Origin of the sequence: Bacteroides sp. CACC 737 (genome assembly GCF_013874375.1) — a bacterium.
In the GTDB taxonomy this organism is placed as follows: domain Bacteria; phylum Bacteroidota; class Bacteroidia; order Bacteroidales; family Bacteroidaceae; genus Bacteroides; species Bacteroides uniformis.
This window is the reverse complement of sequence record NZ_CP059408.1, coordinates 2,115,226-2,138,568: the sequence shown is the minus strand read 5'-3', so window position 1 is coordinate 2,138,568 and position 23,343 is coordinate 2,115,226. Positions and strand designations below refer to the sequence as shown.

The window sequence follows — 23,343 nt, the reverse complement described above, 5'->3', positions numbered from 1 at the left end:
GTTTTTGTATAAAAAATGTTATTGTGTGAACAACTTTTAAGGTTTCTTGTTACTTTTGTAATGATTTCAATTTTAATAAATACGATTATGATTACAGAAAAATTACAGAATGCAATTAATGAGCAGATTACGGCTGAGATGTGGTCTTCCAATCTTTATTTAGCGATGTCTTTCTATATGGAGAAAGAAGGTTATAACGGTATAGCTGCTTGGTTGAAGAAGCAGGCTTCTGAAGAAAAAGCTCATGCTTGCGAAATGGCTTCTTATATCATCAAGCGTGGCGGTAAGGCTAAATTGGATAAGATTGATGTTGTTCCCAATGATTTTGGTACTCCGTTGGAAGTATTCGAGCAGGTTTATGAACACGAATGCCGTGTTTCAAAGATGATTGATGCATTGGTGGATGTTGCTGCTGCAGAAAAAGATAAGGCTACACAAGATTTCCTTTGGGGATTTGTACGTGAGCAGGTAGAAGAAGAAGCTACTGCTGCTGGTATTGTGGATATGGTGAAGAAAGCTGGTACTACCGGAATCTTCTTTGTTGATGCAAAGTTGGGAGAACGCAAATAAGAAACAACAAAAAATCCCGCGGCTAATCAGTCGTGGGATTTTTTTGTTTGGTTATAACTTATAATTCACTTCAGCACTCCAAGCTCTTTCCCCACCTTAATAAATGCGGCAATACATTTGTCCAGATGTTCCTTTTCGTGTCCGGCAGAAATTTGTACGCGGATGCGTGCCTGGTCTTTGGGCACTACGGGGTAGTAGAAGCCGGTAACGTAGATACCTTCTTCTTGCATGCGGGCGGCATAAATCTGGGAAAGTTTGGCATCATACAGCATGACGGCGCAGATGGCGCTCTGTGTCGGCTTGATGTCGAAGCCAGCGGCAGTCATTTTGTCGCGGAAGTAATTCACGTTTTCCAGCAGTTTGTCATGCAGGGTATTACTCTCTTTAAGCATCTTGAATACCTCGAGACTGGCGCCGATGATACCTGGCGCCAATGAATTGGAAAAGAGGTACGGACGGCTGCGTTGGCGCAGCAGGTCAATGATTTCCTTACGTCCGGTAGTGAATCCTCCCAAAGCGCCGCCAAAGGCTTTGCCCAAAGTTCCAGTGTAGATGTCTACGCGTCCGTAGGTGCCATATTGTTCGCTTACGCCGTGTCCCGTGGGGCCTACCACACCGGCAGAGTGTGATTCGTCCACCATGACCAGCGCGTCGTATTTCTCGGCAAGGTCGCAAATTCGGTCCATCGGGGCAACGTTGCCGTCCATGGAGAATACCCCGTCCGTAACAATGATACGGAAACGCTGTGCTTGGGCTTCCTGCAGGCATTTTTCCAGGTCGGCCATGTCGGCATTGGCGTAGCGATAGCGTTTGGCTTTGCAGAGGCGTACGCCGTCAATGATGGAAGCATGGTTCAGGGAGTCCGAGATAATAGCGTCTTCTTCGGTGAAGAGGGGTTCAAATACCCCGCCATTGGCGTCGAAGCAAGCGGCATAGAGAATGGTGTCTTCAGTCTTGAAGTAGTCGGAGATGGCTGCTTCAAGCTCCTTGTGGATGTCCTGCGTTCCGCAGATGAAACGTACGGACGACATGCCGTATCCGCGGTGTTCCATAATCTGCTGGGCGGCGGCAATCAGCCGCGGGTGGTTGGACAGTCCCAGGTAGTTGTTGGCACAGAAGTTCAGTACCTCTTTGCCTTTTACGGTGATGGCAGCTTGTTGTGCACTCTTAATCAGTCGCTCTTCCTTGTAGAGTCCGGCTTCTTTTATTTCAGCAATAGTCTTGCTGAGATGGTCTTTCATTTTACCGTACATAGCATTTTTATTTTTTAGGTAATACGTTGTCGTTACATTTCCCACAAAGAACATCATTTTTCTTGGAATAAACAATAACAATATGGCAGAAATATGAAAAAAAAGTGTGTATATTTGCACCATATATAATAACGAAACCTTATAAATAACTCGTATGAAGAATATTTTGGTAATTGGAGCTACCGGACAGATTGGATCGGAACTCACACTGGAGTTGCGCAAACGTTATGGCGATGACCATGTTGTGGCAGGATACATTCCGAGTGCTATGCCCAAGGGAGAATTGAAAGCATCCGGTCCTTCGGCTATTGCCGATGTGACAGACCGTCAGTCCATCGAGGTGGTGGCGCGTCAGTTCAAGATTGATACAATCTACAACCTGGCTGCCTTGCTCTCGGTAGTTGCCGAAAGCCGTCCGGCCATGGCTTGGAAAATCGGTATCGACGGGTTGTGGAATGTACTTGAAGTGGCGCGCGAGTACAATTGTGCCGTGTTTACCCCGAGTTCCATCGGTTCGTTCGGCGAAGCTACGCCTCACGTGAAGACACCACAGGACACTATCCAGCGTCCGCGTACCATGTATGGCGTGACTAAAGTGACGACTGAATTGTTGAGTGACTATTACTATACAAAATATGGTGTGGATACACGCTCGGTACGTTTTCCGGGAATCATTTCGAACGTGACCCCTCCGGGTGGCGGCACTACGGACTATGCGGTAGATATTTTCTACTCTGCCGTGAAGGGAGAAAAATTCGTATGTCCGGTGAAGGCCGGTACGTATATGGATATGATGTATATGCCTGATGCACTGAATGCGGCCATCTCACTGATGGAAGCAGCACCGGCAAGGCTGAAGCACCGCAACGCCTTCAACATCGCCTCCATGAGTTTTGACCCTGAACAGATTTATCAGGAAATCAAGAAGCATGTGCCTGATTTTGAGATGGTATACGAGATTGATCCGCTGAAGCAGGCCATTGCTGATAGCTGGCCCGACTCTCTGGATGACTCTTGTGCACGCGAGGAATGGGACTGGATGCCGCAGTATGACCTGGAGTCCATGACCGTAGACATGCTTGAGAAATTGAAGGCTAAATTAAATAGGTGACCGTAAGCGGTCCGCAAAGAATGAAAAAACTTTTATTGGGATTTTTGTTACTCGCCTTTTTGATTTCGTGTGGAAACAAAAAGGCGAAAATGGATCCCTTTGCTACCATTGCGGAAATGGTGGATTCGGCCGGTTACAAGGCCGATACGCTGCAGGAAGCAGAAGTGAAGGAAGAACCGAAGCCGATGGTGGCAGACGAGCTGTTTGATGATTTTATCTTCAATTATGCTTCGGATGATGCCCTGCAAAGGCAGAGGACGGTATTTCCTTTGCCCTATTATGACCGTGATACTCCGCTGAAGATAGAGGCGGACTTCTGGAAGCACGATTATCTGTTTACCAAGGAGAACTGTTACACCTTGCTTTTTGATAAGGAAGAGGATATGGACATGGTGGGTGATACTACGCTGACATCGGTACAAGTGGAGTGGATTTTCTTGAAAACGCGTATGGTGAAGCGTTATTATTTTGAGCGGAAGCGGGGAATGTGGATGCTCGAGGCCATCAACCTGCGCGAGATGGAGAAAGGTGAAAATGAGGACTTCGTGGAATTCTATACCCGTTTTGTGAGGGACAGTGTCTATCAAAGCAAGCATATCAGCCATCCGCTACAATTCATCACCATAGACCCTGATGACGAGTTTTCTATCCTGGAAACTACTTTGGATGTGGACCAGTGGTATGCCTTCCGTCCGGTAATGCCTACCGACAGATTGTCTAATATCAATTACGGACAGAAGAATGAGGACTTGTCGGATACCAAGATACTGAAGGTAAATGGTATAGGCAACGGGTACTCCAATATCTTCTATTTCCGCAAACGCGGTAAGGGATGGGAGCTGTACAAATATGAAGACACGAGCATTTAAAATAGAGGAGGAAAGGTTTGAGGAAAATACCCAATACATTTGGAATTGACGTTACTGCTGCAAGATTTCTGGAATACGGTTCGGAGGATGAACTGCGGGAATTGATTGCGGCAGGACATGTTGTTGCACCTTGGCTACATATCGGTGGAGGGAGCAACCTGCTCTTTATCAAGGATTATGAAGGCACGGTGCTGCATTCACGCATCGGTGGCCTGGAGGTGACGTCAGAGGATGAGGAGCACGTGTCGGTGCGTGTGGGCGCCGGTGTGATATGGGACGATTTTGTGGCCTACTGTGTGGAGCGGCGTTGGTATGGTGCCGAGAACCTTTCGCTGATACCGGGTGAGGTAGGGGCGAGTGCAGTACAGAATATCGGTGCCTATGGTGTGGAAGTAAAGGACCTGATAACATCCGTGGAAACCATAAACATGGCAGGGGAGAAGCGTATCTACGGAGTGGACGAGTGCGGCTACTCTTACAGAAAGAGCTTGTTTAAGCAACCGGAGATGAAGACCGTGTTTGTGACTTATGTGAACTTCTGCCTGGGTAAACGGGAACATTATACATTGGGTTACGGTACTATCCAGCAGGAGCTGGAGAAATATCCGGTGCTGAATTTGGAAACTTTGCGCCGGGTGATTATAGACATCCGTCAAAGCAAATTGCCCGATCCGAAGGTGCTGGGCAATGCGGGTAGTTTTTTTATGAACCCCATTGTGCCGCGTCGGCAGTTGGAGTCCTTGCAACGGGAATATCCGGACATGCCCCACTATGATGTGGATGCCGGCCGGGTAAAGATACCGGCTGCCTGGATGATAGACCGGTGTGGCTGGAAAGGTAAAGCGCTGGGGCCTGCTGCGGTGCACGATCGGCAGGCGTTGGTACTGGTGAATTCGGGTGGTGCCACGGGAGCGGATATTGTCGCTCTTTCAGATGCCGTGCGCGCTTCTGTCCGCGAGAAATTCGGCATTGATATTCACCCGGAAGTTTGTTTGATAAAATAGTAAGAGAGTTTTGACACACCCAAACATCGTTGTATATAACCTGATTTTAGAAATTTATTTGATTTAGTCAATGGGGAAACTCAGAATATTAGGAAGCGGGACTTCGACCGGTGTGCCTGAGATAGGCTGTACTTGTCCGGTCTGTACTTCCACTGACCCGCGGGACAACCGCTTGCGTGCGTCATCCCTGCTGCATACGGATGATGCGGTGATATTGATAGATTGTGGTCCTGACTTCAGGGAACAGATGCTGTGCGCCTCTTCTTTTGAGAAGATAGACGGCGTACTGGTGACACACGAACATTATGACCATGTGGGCGGTCTGGATGATTTGCGCCCGTTCGGTCGTTTTGCCGATATTCCTATCTACTCCGATGCCTACACTGCTGCCCATCTGCGGACAAGGATGCCTTACTGTTTTGTCGATAAAGTATATCCGGGAGTTCCGCGTATTTATCTGCAGGAAGTGGAGGCGGGGCAAGTGTTTCACATCAACAGGACGGAGGTGCTGCCTTTACGGGTGATGCACGGCAGGCTTCCCATCCTGGGCTACCGCATTGGCGGCCGCTTGGGATATATCACGGATATGCACACAATGCCTGAGGAATCTTATGAACAATTGAAAGGCTTGGATGTTTTGGTAATGAATGCTTTACGGCCAAAGCCGCATCCTACGCACCAGAGTATTTCGGAGGCGTTGGAGGCTGCCGGACGTATTGGTGCCAAAGAGACCTATTTTATCCACATGAGCCATCATGCAGGGCTTCATACTGACATCGAAAAGCGGCTGCCACCCCATGTGCACTTTGCCTACGATGGACTTGAAATAGATTTCTAAACTTTTTGAAACATTTGTTTTGTTTTATTAGTAGAAAATGTTATTTTTGCCAAAAGTTGATGAATAAATGCCATGAAACTCCGACTCCTCATACAGATAGCTGTCGTTGTGTCCATAGTGCTGCTATGTACCGGCTTTGGCGTGTATTCTTTCCTGCGGTTGAATTCGGTGGAGAACCGGCAGGATTTCAATCTTTATACTTTGGTGCCGCAAGATGCCACAGCCATACTCGAAACCGACCGTATGGCAGACCTCGTGGAAGATATCAATGAGTTGAATTGCAGCAAAGACAATCATTTTCTATACGTATCGGAGCTTTTTGTTTACTTGAAGAAGTATTTGTATACTTTGGTGGAAGATACTCCACATGGACTGAGTAAACAGATGAACAAGATGCTGATTAGCTTTCACGAGCCAGATACACCGATGAACCAAGTATTGTATTGCAGTTTGGGTTCGGGTGATTATGAGTTAGTGGAGTCTTTTGTGGAGAAGTACTGCTCCAGTTCGTTCCCTTCCAAGTATTTCGATTACAAGGGAGAGGAGATACGTATCTATCCCATGGCAGACGGTCGTTTTCTGGCTGCCTACTTCACTCCCGATTTTCTGGTTGTAAGTTTCCAGAAGCGTTTGATAGAACATGTGATTGATGCGCGGCGCAGCAAAAAGTCCCTGATGAACCTCCCTTCTTTCCGTACTATGCACGCGGGCAAACACAACAATGTAGCTGCCACAGTCTATGTGCGTATGAAAGGAGTGGGTATGGGGAAAACTACGGACGGTATTCGTTCGCAGACGCAGCTGGGCAGTTGGGCAGAGTTTGACATGAAGTTCAATGAAGATGCCATCTATTGTTCCGGTGTCAGCCACGGATCGGATTCCACACAGACGTTTATCAATGCCTTGCGGGTGCAGCAGCCGGTAGAGGACGGATTTTCCGGGTCTCTGCTTCCGTCTTCCACTTTCTTTTACGATCGCTGGGCAATGTCTGACAGAGATGCCTGGTTTGGCTTCACTGCCAGTCAGGAGTATGCCAAGGCCACCTATTCAGACTATATCAAGCAGCGCGACGAAGAGTGGATTGCTTACTTGAATGAGCATGCGGGGGAGAACGTGATGTCTTGCTTGTTTCAGTCGAAAGACACGTTGGACAAGCTGCCTTGCGCCGTGATGTGTATTCCTCTCAAGGATGAGCTGGCAGCGGAACGCTGCTTGCAGTCTTTGCTTTACAGTACTCCCAAGGAAGAGGATGCTCCGCTTATGCCGAAGGTGGTTTCAAATAATTCGTTGTATCCCAAAGCAAGGAGGTTTTCTAAATATGTGCTGCCCCGTAACACGCTGCTTACCCAGTTGACGGGTATCACGGAGTCTGCCCTTTATACCTTTGCCTGTTTTTATCGGGGTAGTCTGTTGCTGGCTCCTGATGCACTGAGCCTTTCTGCCTATATTGAAGCGGTGGAGAGTGGAGATGTATTGGACGGAACACCGGTGTATGAAGAGGGTATCGGCAGTCTTTCACCCATATATAATTTTGTAATGATGGTGGATATGGAGATGATGCTGAGTCAGCCGGAAACGTATGTGCGTCTGATACCGAACTTCTTCTTCCGCCAATCCAACTTCTTCCGTCACTTCATGCTTGCAGTACAGTTCACTTGTACAGAAGGGGTGGTTTATCCGAATATTGTATTGCTTTATAAGGGGGATGATTAATCAGTCGTGCTGTAGTGTGCTGAGGGATAATAGGCACAAGGAAAGTCAAAATATACATTCACCACAGAATTACACAGATTGCTGCAATTGAAGATGTCGATTATCAATGTTTTAGGGTAATATGCGTTAATCTGTACAATTTTGTGGTGAGTTATAACTTAGTTTTAGAACGGCAAGTCATCCTTTGCATCCCCTGCGAGGAATTCCGGTGCGGCAGTGGGAGCTGGCGGCGGAACGGGAGCGCCCGGAGTGGGTGCGGCAGTGCTTACGCGTTCTATCTTCCATGCGCGAATACTGTTGAACCAACGGTCTTGCCATTGGCGTGCGTCTATATCAAAAGATACTGTCAACTCTTCACCCATCTGAATATTGAACTGTTCTATTTTGTCTGCTCCAAACACGTCAAAACACATTTTACGCGGGTATTGACCATGATCTTCAATCACATATTCCTGTGCTTTCCATTCGTTACCCGACTTGGAAACTCCGCCTCTGGGCTGGAGTATAGCGATGATTTTTCCTGTAAATTCCATTGTTTTCTTTTTAAATGATGCGGCGAAGTTACAATTTTTTAGGAATATGAGACGAATATTCGGCTGTTTTTTCTTGCTATTTCTTTGTCGTAGGGAATTCTTTTTTTAACTTTGTCCGTCAGTTTGAAAAATATAAAAACGGTTTCTAAGACGTTAGCAAAATAAAAAACTTAAATATACAGAAGATATGAAATTTATCGTTTCGAGTACTGCGCTCTCCAGTCATTTGCAGGCTATCAGCCGTGTGATTAATTCGAAGAATGCGTTGCCTATTTTGGATTGTTTCCTCTTTGAACTGCAAGACGGAACCTTGTCTGCAACTGTTTCCGACAGTGAAACGACGATGGTCACTACGGTCGAAGTGAATGAAAGTGATATGGACGGCCGTTTTGCCGTCACAGCCAAAACCCTTTTGGACGCTTTGAAGGAAATTCCCGAACAACCGTTGACTTTTGAAATCAATACGGATTCCCTTGAAATCACGGTACAGTATCAGAACGGTAAATACAGCCTGATGGGGCAGAATGCGGACGAGTTCCCTCAGTCTGCCATGTTGGGTGACAATGCCGTACGTGTGGAAATGGATGCACAAGTGTTGCTGGGTGGTATCAACCGTGCCGTGTTTGCTACGGCTGATGACGAGCTTCGTCCCGTGATGAACGGTATCTATTTCGATATCACAACGGAGGACATCACGATGGTGGCATCAGACGGTCATAAGCTGGTGCGCTGCAAGACACTGGCCGCCAAAGGTAACGAACGTGCCGCCTTTATCCTGCCCAAGAAGCCGGCTTCGCTGATGAAGAATCTGCTGCCGAAAGAGCAAGGCATGGTGACTATCGAGTTCGACGAACGCAACGCTGTGTTCACACTGGAAAGCTACCGCATGGTGTGCCGTCTTATCGAAGGTCGCTATCCCAACTACAACTCTGTGATTCCGCAGAACAACCCTTATAAAGTGACGGTAGACCGCCTGCAACTGCTCGGTGCTTTGCGCCGTGTGTCCATTTTTTCTTCGCAGGCAAGCAGCCTTATCAAGCTGCGTATGCAGGAGAATCTAATTGTCATCTCCGCACAGGACATCGATTTCTCTACATCGGCCGAAGAAACACTGGTTTGCCAGTATGCGGGCAATCCGATGAGCATCGGTTTCAAGTCCACTTTCCTGATTGACATTCTGAATAACATTTCTGCCGATGAAATCGTTATCGAACTGGCAGATCCTTCACGTGCAGGTGTCATTATTCCGGTAGAGCAGGAAGAGAACGAAGACTTGCTGATGCTGCTGATGCCGATGATGCTGAATGACTGATGAATATTAGCAATCGGATTATGAGCTACGAGCTACAAGTGGCTGCGCAATTATGCCGCACGGTACTTGTAGCTCGTGGCTTGTAAGTTAAACTTATAATTTATAGCTCATAGCCAGAGCTTATAAAACGAAAAAACAATGAAATTGAATCTGAAAAATCCGATAGTCTTTTTTGATTTGGAGACTACGGGTACCAATATCAACTCAGACCGAATTGTCGAAATTTGTTACCTCAAGGTATATCCCAACGGGAATGAGGAGTCCAAAACCATGCGTATCAATCCCGAAATGCCCATTCCTGCCGAAGCATCTGCCGTTCATGGCATCTACGATGCCGATATAGCCGACTGCCCCACATTCAAGGAAGTGGCGCGCAACATTGCCAATGACATTGAAGGATGCGACTTGGCGGGCTTCAACTCCAACCGTTTTGATATCCCCGTCCTGGCGGAAGAGTTCCTTCGTGCCGGTGTGGACATTGACATGAGCCGCCGCAAGTTTGTAGACGTGCAGGTCATCTTCCACAAGATGGAGCAACGCACGCTGTCTGCTGCCTATAAATTCTATTGCGGCAAGAATTTGGAAGACGCCCATACGGCAGAGGCTGATACACGTGCCACCTACGAGGTGCTGATGTCGCAGTTGGACCGCTATCCGGAGTTGCAGAATGACGTGGCTTTCCTTGCCGACTATTCCAGCTTCAACAAGAATGTGGACTTTGCCGGTCGTATGGTTTACGATGACAAAGGTGTGGAAGTATTCAACTTCGGCAAGTACAAGGGCATGTCGGTATCCGATGTCCTGAAGCGCGATCCCGGCTATTACAGTTGGATTCTGAACAGTGATTTTACTTTGAATACCAAAGCCACGCTGACCAAGATACGTCTGCGTGAAATGACTCAGAAATAAATGGCAAATATACTGAAAGGGAAGAAAATAGTATTGGGCATTACTGGCAGCATTGCAGCCTATAAAGCATGTTATATTATTCGCGGACTGATTAAGCGTGGTGCAGAGGTGCAGGTGGTCATTACGCCTGCCGGTAAGGAATTTATTACCCCCATCACGCTCTCTGCCCTGACTAGCAAACCGGTTATCAGTGAGTTCTTTGCACAACGTGATGGCACCTGGAACAGTCATGTGAACCTCGGTCTGTGGGCAGATGCCATGCTGATAGCCCCGGCTACGGCTTCCACCATCGGCAAGATGGCGAATGGCGTGGCAGACAATATGCTGATTACCACCTATCTTTCCGCCAAAGCTCCGGTGTTTGTGGCGCCTGCCATGGACCTGGACATGTATGCCCATCCTTCCACCCAAAAGAATCTGGATATACTCCGTTCTTATGGAAACCACATCATAGAACCCGCTACGGGAGAACTCGCCAGCCATCTGGTGGGGAAAGGCCGTATGGAGGAACCGGAGAATATCATTTGCCATCTGGAAATGTACTTTGCTGCCAAAGAGGGAGACCTGGTGGGGAAGACAGTGATGATAACCGCAGGACCTACTTATGAGAAGATAGACCCGGTGCGCTTCATCGGCAACTATTCTTCCGGTAAGATGGGATTTGCCTTGGCAGACGAATGCGCTGCAAGGGGAGCCAAGGTGATACTGATTGCCGGTCCGGTGCAGCAGACCACTTATTTTCCGATGCATCAATACCATGCGGTAGAGTCGGCGCAGGAGATGTTCGATGCTGCATCCGCAGCCTTTGTCCATGCCGATGCCGCCATCTTGACGGCTGCTGTGGCAGACTATACTCCCGAACAAGTTGCCGATGAGAAAATCAAACGTGAAAAGACCGGGGAGATGAGTTTGAACTTGAAACCTACCCGCGACATAGCCGCTTTCTTAGGCAATCTGAAGAACGATACAGAGCACCAACGGCGCCTCCTCGTAGGCTTTGCCCTTGAGACTCATAACGAGCAGATGAATGCGGAAGACAAGCTCAACCGCAAGAATCTGGACTTCATCGTGCTGAACTCCCTGAACGACAAGGGAGCCGGTTTTCGTTGCGATACCAATAAAATCAGTATCATAGACCACCAGGGAAAGACGGACTACCCCTTGAAGTCCAAAGCCGAAGTGGCTGCCGACATCGTAGACCGTCTGGTGAAAGATTTAAATAGTAAATAGTAAATCGTCAAATCGTCAATATCCTTATGTTGCGTTCGCTTTACATACAGAATTATGCGCTTATTGAAAAGCTCGATATCAGCTTCAGCAGCGGTTTCTCGGTGATAACGGGTGAGACCGGTGCTGGAAAATCCATTATTCTGGGTGCCATCGGTCTGCTGCTGGGACAGCGTGCCGATGTGAAAGCCATTCGTGTAGGAGCTTCGAAGTGCATTATCGAGGCCCGTTTTGATATTTCCGCTTACGGTATGCAGCCTTTCTTTGAGGAGAATGAGTTGGAGTACGAGGAAGAATGCATCCTGCGCCGCGAGGTGTCCGCTTCGGGCAAGAGCCGGGCATTCATCAATGACACGCCTGCTTCATTGGCTCAGATGAAGGAGTTGGGAGAACTGCTGATTGACGTGCATTCCCAGCATCAGAACCTATTGCTGAACAAGGAAGGATTTCAGTTGAATGTACTGGACATCTTGTCGCATAACGAAGAGGCCTTGTCTGCTTACCAGCATATCTTCGGAGCATGGAAGCAGGCACAGCAGGATTTGGAGGCCCTTGTTGCCCGTGCCAATCAGGATAAGTCGGACGAAGACTATATCCGTTTCCAACTGGAACAGTTGGAAGAGGCACACTTGTCTGCCGGTGAGCAGGAGGAGCTGGAGCAAGAGGCAGATACGCTGAGCCATGCGGAAGAGATAAAGGCCGGACTCTATCGGGTAGGGCAGACGCTCTACTCGGACGAAGGAGGCTTGTTGTCCGGGCTGAAGGAATGCTTGAACACGATGCTCGGCCTGCAGAGGGTTTATCCGGTTGCCGGGGAACTTGCCGAACGCATGGAAAGCACTTATATCGAGTTGAAGGATATTTCGCAGGAAGTGTCGGGTAAGGAGGATGAAATAGAGTTCAACCCCGAACGTCTGGATGAAGTGAACGAACGTCTGAACTTGATTTATACGCTCCAACAGAAGCACCGCGTTTCCACTGTCGGTGAACTTCTGGCGTTGACGGATGAATACGCCGCCAAACTCTCAGCCATCACTTCGTCCGACGAGCACATCGAGGAACTGAAAGCGCGTTGCGACGCTTTATATAATAAGGTGAAAAAGCAGGCTGCCGTCCTCACCAAGGCGCGTACTGCCGCTGCCCGTGAAGTGGAGAAGCAGATGGCTGCGCGGCTGGTTCCGTTGGGCATGCCCAATGTCCGTTTCCAGGTAGAGATAGGTGCCCGCAAAGAGCCGGGCATACACGGGGCGGATACTGTGAACTTCTTGTTTTCCGCGAATAAGAACGGGGCATTGCAAAGCGTCTCCTCCGTAGCTTCGGGTGGTGAAATAGCCCGCGTCATGCTCTCCATCAAAGCAATGATAGCCGGTGCCGTCAAGCTTCCTACCATTGTATTCGACGAAATAGATACCGGAGTCTCCGGCGAGATAGCCGACCGCATGGCGGATATCATGCAGGAGATGGGCGAGCAGGACCGCCAGGTAATCAGCATTACCCATCTACCCCAGATTGCTGCCCGTGGACGCGCCCATTACAAGGTGTACAAGCAGGACAACGAGATGGAAACAAACAGTCACATCCGTCGTCTGACCGACGATGAACGCGTGGAAGAAATAGCCCATATGCTGAGTGGTGCTAAGCTGACCGAAGCCGCACTGAACAATGCCAGAGTATTGCTGGAAGTATCAAATAGTAAATAGTAAATCGTCAAATAGTAAATACCCATATATGGTTGATAACAGTGAAATGATTTTCGGCGTCCGTGCCGTGATAGAAGCCATTCAGGCAGGAAAAGAGATAGACAAGATATTGGTAAAGAAGGACATTCAGAGTGATTTGTCAAAAGAGCTGTTCGCTGTCTTGAAAGGGACTTTGATACCGGTACAGCGCGTTCCGGTGGAACGCATCAACCGCGTGACGCGGAAGAATCACCAGGGAGTGATTGCCTTCATCTCTTCAGTCACTTACCAGAAGACGGAGGATTTGGTACCTTTCCTTTTCGAGCAGGGCAAGAATCCTCTGTTTGTGATGCTTGACGGCATCACGGATGTCCGCAATTTCGGTGCCATTGCCCGTACTTGCGAGTGTGCGGCGGTAGATGCCGTGATTATCCCTGCACGGAACAGTGTATCTGTCAACGCAGATGCCATGAAAACCTCGGCAGGAGCCTTGCACACTTTGCCCGTTTGCCGCGAACACAGCCTGAAAGAGACCCTGCAATTCCTCAAGAATAGTGGTTTCCATATCGTGGCAGCCACGGAGAAAGGCGATTACGACTATACCAAAGCCGACTATACCGGTCCGATGTGCATCATTATGGGTGCCGAAGACAAGGGGGTGTCCTATGACAACCTGGCGTTGTGTGACGAGTGGGTGAAGATTCCCATGTTGGGAACCATCGAGTCCCTCAATGTTTCCGTTGCAGCCGGCATTTTGATTTATGAAGCGGTAAAACAAAGAACCAACTAAGATATGAAAAAGAAATTGCTGTTGATGCTCACTCTCTGTTTATTGGCTCAGTGGAGTGTGGCACAAGCCCCGAAGTGGGTAGACAAAGCCAAACGTGCGGTTTTCTCGGTAGTGACTTACGACCAGAACGATAAGATACTGAATACTGGAAACGGCTTTTTTGTCACTGAAGATGGCATTGCGCTTTCTGACTACACCTTGTTCAAAGGTGCCCGGCGCGCCGTTGTGATGAGCTCGGACGGGGCACAGATGCCGGTGGAGGCCATTATGGGAGCTGATGACATGTACGATGTTGTCAAGTTCCGTGTCGGCATCCCCGGAAAGAAAGTCACGGCACTCACTTTGGCTGCTGTGGCTCCGGCTACCGGTGCGGATGTATATCTGCTGCCTTATTCCACCCAGAAGGACCGTTCCTTCACTGCCGGGAAAGTAAAGGAAGCTGATAAGATTTCCGGTAACTATTCCTATTATACACTTGATATGCGTTTGAAGGACAAGATGGTGAGTTGTCCGCTGATGACTGTGGACGGGCAGGTCTTCGGCCTTGCGCAGAAGTCCTCCGGACAAGACACGGCTACCATCTGCTATGCCATTGATGCCAATTTCGCCATGTCGCAGAATATCTCCGCATTGTCTTATGGAGATATGTCATTGAAGGGCATCGGTATTAAGAAGGCATTGCCCGATACCGAAGAGCAGGCTTTGGTGTTCCTCTACATGGCTTCTTCCCAACTGTCTCCGGAGAAGTATATGGAGACTCTGAACGATTTCATTGCACAATATCCTGCCAGTGCCGACGGTTATCTGCGCCGTGCTTCCCAGCATCTGTTCATGTCCCGTGAAGATGCTTCCATGGATAAGGTCGCCGCAGATATGGATAAGGCTTTGGAGGTTGCCGCAAAGAAAGATGATGTGTATTACAACCGGGCCAAGATAATCTATAATTATGCATTGGGTAAGCCCGAGAAAGTTTATAAGGACTGGTCGCTCGACAAGGCTCTGGACGAGGTACGGAAAGCGATAACCATTGACGAGCTTCCAGTTTATGTCCAGTTGGAGGGTGACATCCTGTTTGCCAAGCAGGACTATCCGTCGGCATTTACCAGCTATGATAAAGTGAATAAGACCATTCTGGCCTCTCCGGCTACCTTTTTCAGTGCTGCCAAGACCAAGGAACTGATGCAGGCGCCTGCCGAAGAGGTACTGGCTCTGATGGACAGTTGTGTGGCCCGCTTTACCCAGCCCTATACGGAGGAAGCCGCCCCTTACTTGCTGGAGCGTGCCCAAGCCCGTATGAATGCAGACCAGGCGCGTAATGCCATGCTGGATTATGATGCCTATTACAATGCCGTGAACGGTAAAGTGAACGACATGTTCTACTATTACCGTGAGCAGGCTGCCTTGAAGGCCAAGCAGTACCAGCGTGCGCTGGACGATATGGCGAAGGCCATCGAACTTAATCCGGAAGATTTGACCTACCGTGCCGAACTGGCAGTGGTGAATCTTCGCGTGGGACGTTACGAGGAGGCGTTGAATGTGCTGAAGGCTGCTCTGGAGAAAGACCCTAAATATGCCGAAGCCTACCGTCTGATGGGTATCGCCCAGCTGCAGATGAAGAAGGACAAGGAAGCTTGTGCCAGCTTTGCCAAGGCAAAGGAATTGGGTGATCCCAATGTGGATGCTTTGATAGAGAAGCATTGCAAGTAAAGGGATGGGATAGAATAAAGGCTCTACTTTCGCAAGCAGAGCCTCTGTTTTGGGGAACTCCCCCGTGTTAAATGAGTTAAGTCTAGGTATAACAGGTTATGAGTGAAATTACGTTGTTTTATTTATAAAATGCGTGGATTTCCGGAATACTGCATATACTTCGGATTTTTTTATGAGAAAAAAGAAAATAGACCCGATTATTAATAAAAACAAACTTTGACAATCATGAAGAAAGTGATTTGCAGCCAGAAGGCACCGGGCGCCATAGGCCCTTATAGCCAGGCTATCGAAGCCGGCGGAATGGTATTTGTATCAGGTCAGTTGCCTATTGACGCAGCTACCGGAGTGATGGCTGAAGGTGCTGAAGCGCAAGCCCGCCAGTCCTTGGAGAATATAAAGCATATTCTGGAAGAGGCAGGCCTGGGCATGGCAAATATTGTGAAGACAACCGTTTTCCTGGCAGACATGTCCTTGTTCGCTGATATGAACAAGGTATATGCCACTTATTTTGACGGTGCTTTCCCGGCACGTTCGGCTGTGGCAGTGAAGGCGCTGCCTAAAGACGCCTTAGTAGAGATTGAGTGCATCGCGGTTCGCTAACAAGTCGGCCACAATGAAACTGCTGCCTCCCACGAAGATGAAATCTTCCGGGAGGCTTTTTTCTTGTGCGGCCCGCACGGCGGCGGGTACGTCAGGATAGCAATGCCCTTTCAGGCCAGCTGCTGCGGCCAGCTCCTGCAGTTCGCTTTCGGGCAATGCCCGCTTCACGCTGGCTTTGGTGAAGTAGTAGGTCGCTTCCCGGGGTAGCAAGGCCAGTACCCCCCGTATATCCTTGTCATTCACCATGCCTATGACGATGTGTAGCTGTCGGTAAGTCTGTTGCTTCAGTTGTTCTGTAATGTAGGTGATGCCTCCCACATTGTGGCCGGTGTCACAAATCAGGGTGGGCGAGTCCTGCAGTTTTTGCCAGCGTCCCATCAAGCCCGTCAGTTCCGCCACACGGGCAAAGCCACTGCGCACTGCTTGTCCGTCCAGCCGGTAGCCGGCTTCTTTCAGTAGCGGGAGGGCGGTGAGTACGGTCCGGGCATTTTTCTGCTGGTAGAGCCCTTTCAGTTCGTATTCTATTCCGGGATAGTCCTCACGGTCGTTCTCTTCGGCAAAGTAGATAGGAGCACCCGTCGCCTGCGTTTTTTCCAGAAACACCGATTTCGTTTCGGGAGTGGTCTCGCCGATTACAACGGGGATACCGCTTTTAATGATTCCTGCCTTCTCTCCTGCGATTTTTGCCAAGGTGTCCCCCAAGAATTGGGTATGGTCAAAACTGATGTTGGTGATGATGCATACATCCGGACGGATGATATTGGTGCAGTCCAGGCGTCCGCCGAGTCCCACCTCGATTACGGCTACATCCACCTTTTCATCCGCAAAGTAGCGGAAGGCCATGGCAGTGGTCAGCTCAAAGAAGGAGGGGTGGAGGGGTTCGAAGAATCCACGTTCCTGCGCTACAAAACGGATGACGTATTCCTCGGGTATAGGCTGTCCGTTAATCCGGATGCGCTCCCGGAAATCCACCAGGTGGGGCGAGGTGTAGAGTCCGACCCTATATCCCGCTTCTTGCAGTATGGCGGCAAGCGTATGCGAGCAGGAACCCTTTCCGTTGGTACCGGCCACATGAATGCTGCGGAAACTGCGGTGGGGATGTCCGAAATGTTCGTCCAGGGTCAGAGTATTTTCCAACCCCTCCTTGTATGCTGAGCCGCCCACCTGCTGAAACATGGGCACACTGTTATATAAGTAAGTTAAAGTGTTCTGATAATCCATCTTTTATAATATTTAACGGAGAAGCAATCCTTTCTCCCTATTAATTTGTTATCTTTAAAAGCGACAAAGATAATGCAGACCGGACGCAATCAAGCTTGCTTGAAATTGCTTGCAGTGTAACTTATCTTAAGCTTATGCAAAGGTATTAACAATTTAAATCTAACGTGTATGGGAGCTAAGAAAAATTTTGTGATTGATACGAATGTGATTCTTCACGATTATAACTGTTTGAAGAATTTTCAGGAGAATGACATTTATCTTCCCATCGTAGTCCTTGAAGAACTGGACAAATTCAAGAAAGGCAATGAGCAGATTAATTTCAATGCGCGTGAGTTTGTCCGTGAGCTAGATTTGATTACCGATGACAATCTGTTCACCAAAGGGGCGCCATTGGGAGAGGGCTTGGGCCGTCTGTTTGTGGTGGCAGGCATGGTGGACTCTCCCCGGGTACGTGATTCCTTTCCCGAACGCATCCCCGACCATCAGATTCTGTCGGTAGTGGACTGGCTTTCTACCAAAAAGCCTAAAATGAAAACCATCCTTGTCACGAAAGACATGAATCTGCGCATGAAGGCGCGTTCCATCGGTCTGCTGTGCGAAGACTATATCAATGATAAGGTAATCAATGTGGATATATTCGAAAAGTCGAATGAAGTGTTCGAGGGTATTGACCCTGCGCTGATAGACCGCATTTATTCTTCCAAAGAAGGACTGGACATCAACGAGTTCGATTTTAAGGACATCATTCGCCCCAACGAATGCTTTGTGCTGAAGAGTGACCGCAGCAGTGTGCTTGCACGTTATAATCCCTTTACCCATTCGATTTGTCGGGTCAACAAGACAAGGAATTATGGCATTGAACCGCGTAATGCCGAGCAGAGCTTTGCTTTTGAGGTGCTGAACGACCCGAACATCAAGCTGGTTGCCCTGACCGGTAAGGCGGGAACCGGCAAGACTTTGTTGGCGCTGGCTGCCGCATTGGGAAAACTTACCGACTACAAGCAGATTCTTCTGGCACGTCCCATCGTGGCTCTGTCTAATAAAGACCTTGGATTCCTTCCCGGTGATGCCAATGAGAAAGTGGCTCCTTACATGCAGCCTTTGTTCGATAATTTGAATGTAATCAAACATCAGTTCGCTGCCAATTCCTCTGAAGTGAAACGCTTGGAGGATATGCAAAAAAGTGAACAATTGGTCATCGAGGCATTGGCCTTTATCCGCGGGCGCAGCTTGAGTGAGACCTACTGTATTATCGATGAAGCCCAGAACCTGACCCCACATGAGATTAAGACCATCATCACCCGTGCCGGCGAAGGCACAAAAATGGTGTTTACCGGTGATATTCAGCAGATAGACCAACCCTATCTGGACAGTCAGTCCAATGGACTTGTCTATATGATAGACCGTATGAGGGACCAGAACTTGTTTGCCCATGTCAATCTGGTGAAAGGAGAACGTAGCCAGTTGAGCGAGTTGGCAAGTAATCTGATGTAGCGGATATCGCATTTTCCGGGGTAAAACTATTTCTATCCCGCTTTCCGGCTGCTAAAACAGGGGAAGGCGGGATGGTTTCTTTATAGAGGATAGATAATTATTATAACATTTTTTTATCGATTTTTTGCCCGTTTTGACTAAAATAGTGTATCTTTGCCTCGCCTAAAACAAAACTGTCAAGCAAAATGAAGCGAAATTTTTTTCATCGGTATCTTTCCGCGAAAGTGCTTCCGATATGGACTATTCTATTAATTGACGTATTTATCATCGTCATATCCAGTATGTTGGCCTATGCTCTCCGATATGATTTCAGAAGTATTTTTTTTGAATCCTCTACCATTGACAAGACCATTTTATGGACGGTTGCTGTCAACTTGATTTTCTTCCGTGTTTTCCGTACGTATTCCAATGTGCTGCGCTTTTCCTCCTTTGTGGATATCATGCGAATTTTTGTGTCATTGACTGTGTCGTATGCACTGCTGATGATAACGAGTGTCCTGACGGAAAGCTATTTGGAGTTTAACCTGGCTCCGGTCAGCGTGCTGTTCATGTCCTATATCATCAGCTTTGCCATGATGGCATGCTCCCGTGTGGTTGTCAAGACTTTCTTTGAGGCGCTGAACTTTGACGGCACCCATAGTGCCAATGTGTTCATTTACGGTGCCAAGGAAGCCGGGGTCAACATTGCCAAGGCATTGCGTGTCAATCTGCGCAACCACTACCGTCTGCGTGGATTCATTGCGGACGAACCTGAGCTTATCAATAAGGTGATGATGGGGGTCAAGGTGTTCCCCAACGATGATACGCTGATTGATGTGCTGAACGACCGCGATGTGCAGACTATTATCATTTCTCCCGCCAAGATGGAGGAACTGAAGAAGTCCGACATGGCTGATCGCCTGCTGGTGCATAACATCAAACTGATGACCGCGCCTCCCTTGAGCGAGTGGAACGGCCAGGCATTGAGCCGCACGCAGTTGAAGGAAATTCAGATTGAGGACCTGCTTCAGCGCAATCCTATCGAGATAGATATCCATAAGGTTGCCTCTCATCTGGAGGGCAAGCGTGTGATGATTACGGGCGCCGCCGGCTCCATCGGCAGCGAAATCATGCGCCAGGTGGCTTCGTTCAATCCCTATAAGCTTATTTTAGTGGACCAGGCCGAGACTCCTCTGCACGACATCCGTCTGGAACTTCAGGACCGTTGGCGCGACATCGATGCTGAGACCATCATAGCCGACATCTCCAATGCCACGCGCATGGAGGATATCTTCAGGGAGTTCAAGCCTCAGTATATTTTCCATGCGGCCGCCTACAAGCATGTGCCGATGATGGAGGACAACGTTTCCGAGTCCATCCAGGTGAACGTATTCGGTACGCGCACCGTTGCTGATCTAGCCGTGAAATACGGTGCCGAGAAGTTTGTGATGATTTCTACGGACAAGGCTGTTAACCCTACAAACGTGATGGGCTGTTCCAAGCGTATCTGCGAGATTTATGTGCAGTCTCTTGCGAAGAAGTTGCAAAAGGAGGGAGGCCATGCCACTCAGTTCATCACTACGCGTTTCGGCAATGTGCTGGGTTCCAACGGTTCTGTCATTCCCCGTTTCCGTGACCAGATTCAGCGTGGCGGTCCGGTGACGGTGACCCATCCTGAGATAATCCGTTACTTCATGACCATTCCCGAAGCTTGCCGTCTTGTTCTTGAGGCCGGCAGTATGGGCAACGGCGGTGAAATCTATATCTTCGACATGGGTAAGCCGGTGAAGATTGTGGATCTTGCCAAGCGTATGATCAGCCTTTCCGGACGTACGGATGTGAAGATTGAATTTACCGGTCTCCGTCATGGCGAGAAGCTCTACGAGGAACTCTTGAATGTGAAGGAGCTTACAAAGCCCACCTATCATGAGAAGATTATGATTGCCACGGTGCGTGAGTATGACTATGATGAGGTGAAGGAGCGTATCCAGAAGCTGATTGATGTAAGTTACACCTATGATCAGATGAAAATTGTTGCTGCCATGAAGGATATTGTTCCGGAATTCGTGAGCAAGAATTCCTGCTTTGAGGCGCTGGATAAGAAGAAATAAAAAGATAGCGGTATAGTATAAAATGAAAGGGTGATAACGTCATTGTAGTGTTATCACCCTTTCAATTTTATTGTCTTCTTGTCAGCCTTTTGTCTCATTCATGTGAAGAGAAGTATTTCAAGAACTGTGTACGTTCGAAAGTATTGACTCCCTTCGGGTCGTTTACGTTCAGAATACCTTTGAACTGGCTGATGGTTTCCATACCTTTGCGGTCCATCCACAAGTTGAGGAAGCGGATGTATTCTTCAATGATGGTAGCTGAATTCTGATAAAGCGCACTGCATATCTCTACGGCCGAAGCACCTGCTAATATTGCCTTGACAACGCCTTCGGGCGAGTGGATACCACCGGAAGCGGCATAGTCCAGCTTGTTTACGGCTGCCGAAGCGATGCCTATCCAGCGCAGGGCTTTAGACAAATCGGCTTCGTTGCTGAATACGTTGCCGGATACTTGTATCATTTTCTCAATGTTGATGTCCGGCTGGTAGAAGCGGTTGAACAGCACTACTGCGGCGGCGCCGTTGGCGTACAGCTGGTCTATCAGAGCTATCGGATTGGTCAGGTTGTCACCCAGCTTCATGATGACGGGTATCTTGACCGTCTTCTTGATGTGGCTCAGAATGTCGATGTGGCGTTGCTCGAAACTGCCGTAAGCATATTGTACATCCGTCTGCAGTGCAAGGATATTGATTTCCAATGCGTCTGCACCGGCTTCTTCTATTTTGGCGGCAAATTCCACCCAGTCGGCATTCTGATAGCAGTTGATGCTGGCTATGATGGGGATATTGCAAACCTTTTTGCTTTCCTTAATCAGGTTCAGATATTCACCCAGCTTATGTTCGCGGATATATCCTACAAGGTAGTCACTGCCTTCGGGGTACATATTCGGGTCTCCCATCCAGTCAGCCTCCATCATGATTTGCTCTTCAAAAAGTGATTTTAGTACAATGGCACCTGCGCCGGCCTCAGATAGTTTCTGGTTCTTGGCGGCACTGTCTGTCAGTCCGGAGCTGCTGACGATAATGGGGTTTCTGAGTTTCAGCCCTGCAAAAGTAGTTTCTAATGTTGCCATGATAATGATTTTTTATGGTTAATAGTTTCTTTCTCCAAAAATCTTGCTTCCTACACGTATCAAGGTGCTCCCGGCTGCAATGGCCTCGTGGTAATCGTGAGACATCCCCATGGACAGTTCCCGGAATGACTCTGCATCGGCAAACCATTTGGCTTTCACTTCATTGAAGAAGCTACTTAAAGAACAAAACTCTGTTTTGATTTGTTCGTCATTGTCCGTATTCGTGGCCATGCCCATCAATCCGCATATCCGGATATGCTTGAGCTCTCTCCATTCACCGGCTGCCAGCATTTCCCGGCATTCGTCAAAGCTGAATCCAAACTTGGTCTCTTCTCGGGCAATGTGCAACTGCAGTAGGCAGTTGACGGTTTTTCCGGCTTTGGCAGCCTGCTTGTCCACTTCGGCCAACAGCTTGTAGGAGTCTATGCCATGAATCAGCGCTACGTAAGGAACGATATATTTTATTTTGTTTGTTTGCAGATGCCCGATGAAATGCCATTCTATGTCTTTGGGCAGACTTTCGTATTTGGCAGTCATTTCCTGCACCTTACTTTCTCCGAACACACGCTGGCCGGCACGATACGCTTCTTCTATCGCCTCGTTGGGGTGAAATTTGGAAACAGCCACCAGCCGTACCTTTTCAGGCAGTTCGCTCAGTACTTGTTTTAAATTCTCTGCAATCATCGTTTTTTTGAGTTATGAGTTATGAGTTATAAGTTATGGCTCGCAATAACTTATAACTCATAACTTAAATTAAACTTCCGGTTTGTCGTCGGGCTCTGCACTGTACGGATATACATCCATAATGGCGGTTTCCGCTACAGATGCTATCTGATAGTCGGCCATTGTGCCTTTCATGCCCTCATCCAGTTTCTTCACTGCATCACGCAGGTCGGCAGCCTGCACCAATACCTGGGTAGAGGTTTTCTTTTCCGCACCGCTTTTCTCGTCCAGTGTGATGAAAACCAGTTTACATTTAAACCAGCGGTCGGCAGCTTCCTCTTCGCTGGGGAACAATTCGCTATAGTTGGCACGTTTGATGTCCGATACGGTGAACTCTCCCGAAATGAACGGCGTCATCTCTTCGATGATGCGTGCTTCCGCTTCCGTAAAACTGAGGGCATCCACCAGGTACGGTTCGGTCACCTTCTTGTTCATTCCATTTTCCATTGTTTTCTCGTAACGGATCTTACATTCAAACCATGTATGCATTGCCATAATTTTCTGTTTTTAATTATTGATTTATTGTTAGTTAAGCTGCTTTATGCGTGCCTATGCCCGCCGAAAGCAGTGCAAAGATAGCCAAAAACTAAATGGATATAAAAAGTTGCCTTGCATTTTACGTGAAAAA

Annotated in this window: 21 protein-coding genes; 15 read left to right on the top strand and 6 right to left on the bottom strand. The window is 48.3% G+C overall.

Translation table 11 applies throughout. From position 1 onward, the window contains the following. The first annotated feature begins 87 nt into the window (after positions 1–87). The gene (locus tag H1A11_RS09290; RefSeq protein ID WP_117600321.1) at positions 88–570 is read left to right on the top strand and encodes a ferritin; all 483 of its coding nucleotides are present in this window, start codon (positions 88–90) and stop codon (positions 568–570) included. 65 nt (positions 571–635) lie between these two features. Here H1A11_RS09290 and kbl read toward each other — a convergent pair whose 3' ends face one another. After that, positions 636–1,823 (bottom strand): glycine C-acetyltransferase, encoded by a 1,188-nt coding sequence (kbl, locus tag H1A11_RS09285; protein WP_119962297.1) that lies wholly within the window; start codon positions 1,821–1,823, stop codon positions 636–638. Positions 1,824–1,977: 154 nt separating this feature from the next. Between kbl and H1A11_RS09280 the strand changes: the two genes are divergently transcribed. The 5 genes from H1A11_RS09280 to H1A11_RS09260 all read left to right on the top strand — a co-directional run bounded on the left by H1A11_RS09280 (position 1,978) and on the right by H1A11_RS09260 (position 7,358). Then, the gene (locus H1A11_RS09280; protein WP_117600320.1) at positions 1,978–2,934 is read left to right on the top strand and encodes an NAD-dependent epimerase/dehydratase family protein; all 957 of its coding nucleotides are present in this window, start codon (positions 1,978–1,980) and stop codon (positions 2,932–2,934) included. Positions 2,935–2,954: 20 nt separating this feature from the next. Next, entirely contained in the window at positions 2,955–3,803 is an 849-nt protein-coding gene (locus H1A11_RS09275) for a DUF4348 domain-containing protein (RefSeq protein ID WP_117600411.1), read from the top strand. Positions 3,804–3,820: 17 nt separating this feature from the next. Continuing rightward, positions 3,821–4,807, top strand: coding sequence for a UDP-N-acetylmuramate dehydrogenase (murB, locus tag H1A11_RS09270; RefSeq protein ID WP_117965311.1), 987 nt, complete (start codon positions 3,821–3,823; stop codon positions 4,805–4,807). Between the two features lie 70 nt (positions 4,808–4,877). Continuing rightward, a complete protein-coding gene (locus H1A11_RS09265; protein ID WP_117600318.1) occupies positions 4,878–5,645 on the top strand; it encodes an MBL fold metallo-hydrolase in 768 nt (255 codons plus the stop codon). A 72-nt stretch (positions 5,646–5,717) separates the two neighbouring features. Continuing rightward, entirely contained in the window at positions 5,718–7,358 is a 1,641-nt protein-coding gene (locus H1A11_RS09260; RefSeq protein WP_117965309.1) for a DUF3352 domain-containing protein, read from the top strand. A gap of 164 nt (positions 7,359–7,522) precedes the next feature. Here the strand turns inward: H1A11_RS09260 and H1A11_RS09255 are convergent, their stop codons facing one another. Beyond that, entirely contained in the window at positions 7,523–7,891 is a 369-nt protein-coding gene (locus H1A11_RS09255; RefSeq protein WP_117600316.1) for a DUF3127 domain-containing protein, read from the bottom strand. Positions 7,892–8,078: 187 nt separating this feature from the next. On the opposite strand from H1A11_RS09255, the gene dnaN reads away from it, so the two are divergent. From dnaN to H1A11_RS09220, 7 genes are all read left to right on the top strand, one after another. Then, complete coding sequence (gene dnaN / locus H1A11_RS09250) at positions 8,079–9,203, top strand: DNA polymerase III subunit beta (RefSeq protein WP_005831387.1); 1,125 nt, start codon at positions 8,079–8,081, stop codon at positions 9,201–9,203. Positions 9,204–9,341: 138 nt separating this feature from the next. Next, on the top strand, positions 9,342–10,112 hold the full coding sequence (locus H1A11_RS09245; RefSeq protein ID WP_005831385.1) for a 3'-5' exonuclease: 771 nt from the start codon (positions 9,342–9,344) through the stop codon (positions 10,110–10,112). Then, positions 10,113–11,342 carry a bifunctional phosphopantothenoylcysteine decarboxylase/phosphopantothenate--cysteine ligase CoaBC gene (gene coaBC, locus H1A11_RS09240; RefSeq protein WP_119962293.1) on the top strand — a complete coding sequence of 410 codons (1,230 nt, stop codon included), beginning with the start codon at positions 10,113–10,115 and terminating at the stop codon, positions 11,340–11,342. It begins immediately after the preceding gene. Positions 11,343–11,368: 26 nt separating this feature from the next. Beyond that, positions 11,369–13,039, top strand: a complete 1,671-nt coding sequence (recN, locus tag H1A11_RS09235; RefSeq protein ID WP_181758050.1) for a DNA repair protein RecN — start codon at positions 11,369–11,371, stop codon at positions 13,037–13,039. A 28-nt stretch (positions 13,040–13,067) separates the two neighbouring features. Beyond that, entirely contained in the window at positions 13,068–13,808 is a 741-nt protein-coding gene (gene rlmB / locus H1A11_RS09230; RefSeq protein WP_005831382.1) for a 23S rRNA (guanosine(2251)-2'-O)-methyltransferase RlmB, read from the top strand. Positions 13,809–13,811: 3 nt separating this feature from the next. Continuing rightward, positions 13,812–15,515 carry a serine protease gene (locus tag H1A11_RS09225; RefSeq protein WP_181758049.1) on the top strand — a complete coding sequence of 568 codons (1,704 nt, stop codon included), beginning with the start codon at positions 13,812–13,814 and terminating at the stop codon, positions 15,513–15,515. 225 nt (positions 15,516–15,740) lie between these two features. Then, positions 15,741–16,115: a RidA family protein gene (locus H1A11_RS09220; RefSeq protein WP_005831379.1), complete on the top strand. Its 375-nt coding sequence runs from the start codon at positions 15,741–15,743 to the stop codon at positions 16,113–16,115. Here H1A11_RS09220 and H1A11_RS09215 read toward each other — a convergent pair. Next, a complete protein-coding gene (locus H1A11_RS09215) occupies positions 16,083–17,336 on the bottom strand; it encodes a folylpolyglutamate synthase/dihydrofolate synthase family protein (RefSeq protein WP_181758048.1) in 1,254 nt (417 codons plus the stop codon). The two genes, H1A11_RS09220 and H1A11_RS09215, sit on opposite strands and share 33 nt — an antisense overlap. 168 nt (positions 17,337–17,504) lie before the next feature. Between H1A11_RS09215 and H1A11_RS09210 the strand changes: the two genes are divergently transcribed. Further along, on the top strand, positions 17,505–18,830 hold the full coding sequence (locus H1A11_RS09210) for a PhoH family protein (protein WP_181758047.1): 1,326 nt from the start codon (positions 17,505–17,507) through the stop codon (positions 18,828–18,830). 185 nt (positions 18,831–19,015) lie between these two features. Continuing rightward, positions 19,016–20,920, top strand: a complete 1,905-nt coding sequence (locus H1A11_RS09205; RefSeq protein ID WP_117974367.1) for a nucleoside-diphosphate sugar epimerase/dehydratase — start codon at positions 19,016–19,018, stop codon at positions 20,918–20,920. Positions 20,921–21,014: 94 nt separating this feature from the next. Here the strand turns inward: H1A11_RS09205 and H1A11_RS09200 are convergent, their stop codons facing one another. From H1A11_RS09200 to H1A11_RS09190, 3 genes are all read right to left on the bottom strand, one after another. Further along, a complete protein-coding gene (locus H1A11_RS09200) occupies positions 21,015–21,992 on the bottom strand; it encodes a dihydroorotate dehydrogenase-like protein (RefSeq protein WP_181758046.1) in 978 nt (325 codons plus the stop codon). Between the two features lie 18 nt (positions 21,993–22,010). Beyond that, positions 22,011–22,676 carry a YggS family pyridoxal phosphate-dependent enzyme gene (locus tag H1A11_RS09195; protein WP_087333023.1) on the bottom strand — a complete coding sequence of 222 codons (666 nt, stop codon included), beginning with the start codon at positions 22,674–22,676 and terminating at the stop codon, positions 22,011–22,013. A 69-nt stretch (positions 22,677–22,745) separates the two neighbouring features. Continuing rightward, positions 22,746–23,210 (bottom strand): DUF4494 domain-containing protein, encoded by a 465-nt coding sequence (locus H1A11_RS09190; RefSeq protein WP_005831367.1) that lies wholly within the window; start codon positions 23,208–23,210, stop codon positions 22,746–22,748. Between the last annotated feature and the right edge of the window lie 133 nt (positions 23,211–23,343).

Excerpts from the sequence above, each read along its gene's own strand:
- H1A11_RS09190 (WP_005831367.1), bottom strand. The coding sequence starts at position 23,210 with ATGGCAATGCATACATGGTTTGAATGTAAGATCCGTTACGAGAAAACA.
- H1A11_RS09265 (WP_117600318.1), top strand. The coding sequence starts at position 4,878 with ATGGGGAAACTCAGAATATTAGGAAGCGGGACTTCGACCGGTGTGCCT.
- H1A11_RS09220 (WP_005831379.1), top strand. The coding sequence starts at position 15,741 with ATGAAGAAAGTGATTTGCAGCCAGAAGGCACCGGGCGCCATAGGCCCT.
- H1A11_RS09205 (WP_117974367.1), top strand. The coding sequence starts at position 19,016 with ATGAAGCGAAATTTTTTTCATCGGTATCTTTCCGCGAAAGTGCTTCCG.
- H1A11_RS09195 (WP_087333023.1), bottom strand. The coding sequence starts at position 22,676 with ATGATTGCAGAGAATTTAAAACAAGTACTGAGCGAACTGCCTGAAAAG.
- H1A11_RS09260 (WP_117965309.1), top strand. The coding sequence starts at position 5,718 with ATGAAACTCCGACTCCTCATACAGATAGCTGTCGTTGTGTCCATAGTG.
- H1A11_RS09255 (WP_117600316.1), bottom strand. The coding sequence starts at position 7,891 with ATGGAATTTACAGGAAAAATCATCGCTATACTCCAGCCCAGAGGCGGA.
- H1A11_RS09280 (WP_117600320.1), top strand. The coding sequence starts at position 1,978 with ATGAAGAATATTTTGGTAATTGGAGCTACCGGACAGATTGGATCGGAA.
- rlmB (WP_005831382.1), top strand. The coding sequence starts at position 13,068 with ATGGTTGATAACAGTGAAATGATTTTCGGCGTCCGTGCCGTGATAGAA.
- recN (WP_181758050.1), top strand. The coding sequence starts at position 11,369 with ATGTTGCGTTCGCTTTACATACAGAATTATGCGCTTATTGAAAAGCTC.
- H1A11_RS09210 (WP_181758047.1), top strand. The coding sequence starts at position 17,505 with ATGGGAGCTAAGAAAAATTTTGTGATTGATACGAATGTGATTCTTCAC.
- H1A11_RS09275 (WP_117600411.1), top strand. The coding sequence starts at position 2,955 with ATGAAAAAACTTTTATTGGGATTTTTGTTACTCGCCTTTTTGATTTCG.
- H1A11_RS09200 (WP_181758046.1), bottom strand. The coding sequence starts at position 21,992 with ATGGCAACATTAGAAACTACTTTTGCAGGGCTGAAACTCAGAAACCCC.
- coaBC (WP_119962293.1), top strand. The coding sequence starts at position 10,113 with ATGGCAAATATACTGAAAGGGAAGAAAATAGTATTGGGCATTACTGGC.
- dnaN (WP_005831387.1), top strand. The coding sequence starts at position 8,079 with ATGAAATTTATCGTTTCGAGTACTGCGCTCTCCAGTCATTTGCAGGCT.
- H1A11_RS09225 (WP_181758049.1), top strand. The coding sequence starts at position 13,812 with ATGAAAAAGAAATTGCTGTTGATGCTCACTCTCTGTTTATTGGCTCAG.
- H1A11_RS09245 (WP_005831385.1), top strand. The coding sequence starts at position 9,342 with ATGAAATTGAATCTGAAAAATCCGATAGTCTTTTTTGATTTGGAGACT.
- kbl (WP_119962297.1), bottom strand. The coding sequence starts at position 1,823 with ATGTACGGTAAAATGAAAGACCATCTCAGCAAGACTATTGCTGAAATA.
- H1A11_RS09215 (WP_181758048.1), bottom strand. The coding sequence starts at position 17,336 with ATGGATTATCAGAACACTTTAACTTACTTATATAACAGTGTGCCCATG.
- H1A11_RS09290 (WP_117600321.1), top strand. The coding sequence starts at position 88 with ATGATTACAGAAAAATTACAGAATGCAATTAATGAGCAGATTACGGCT.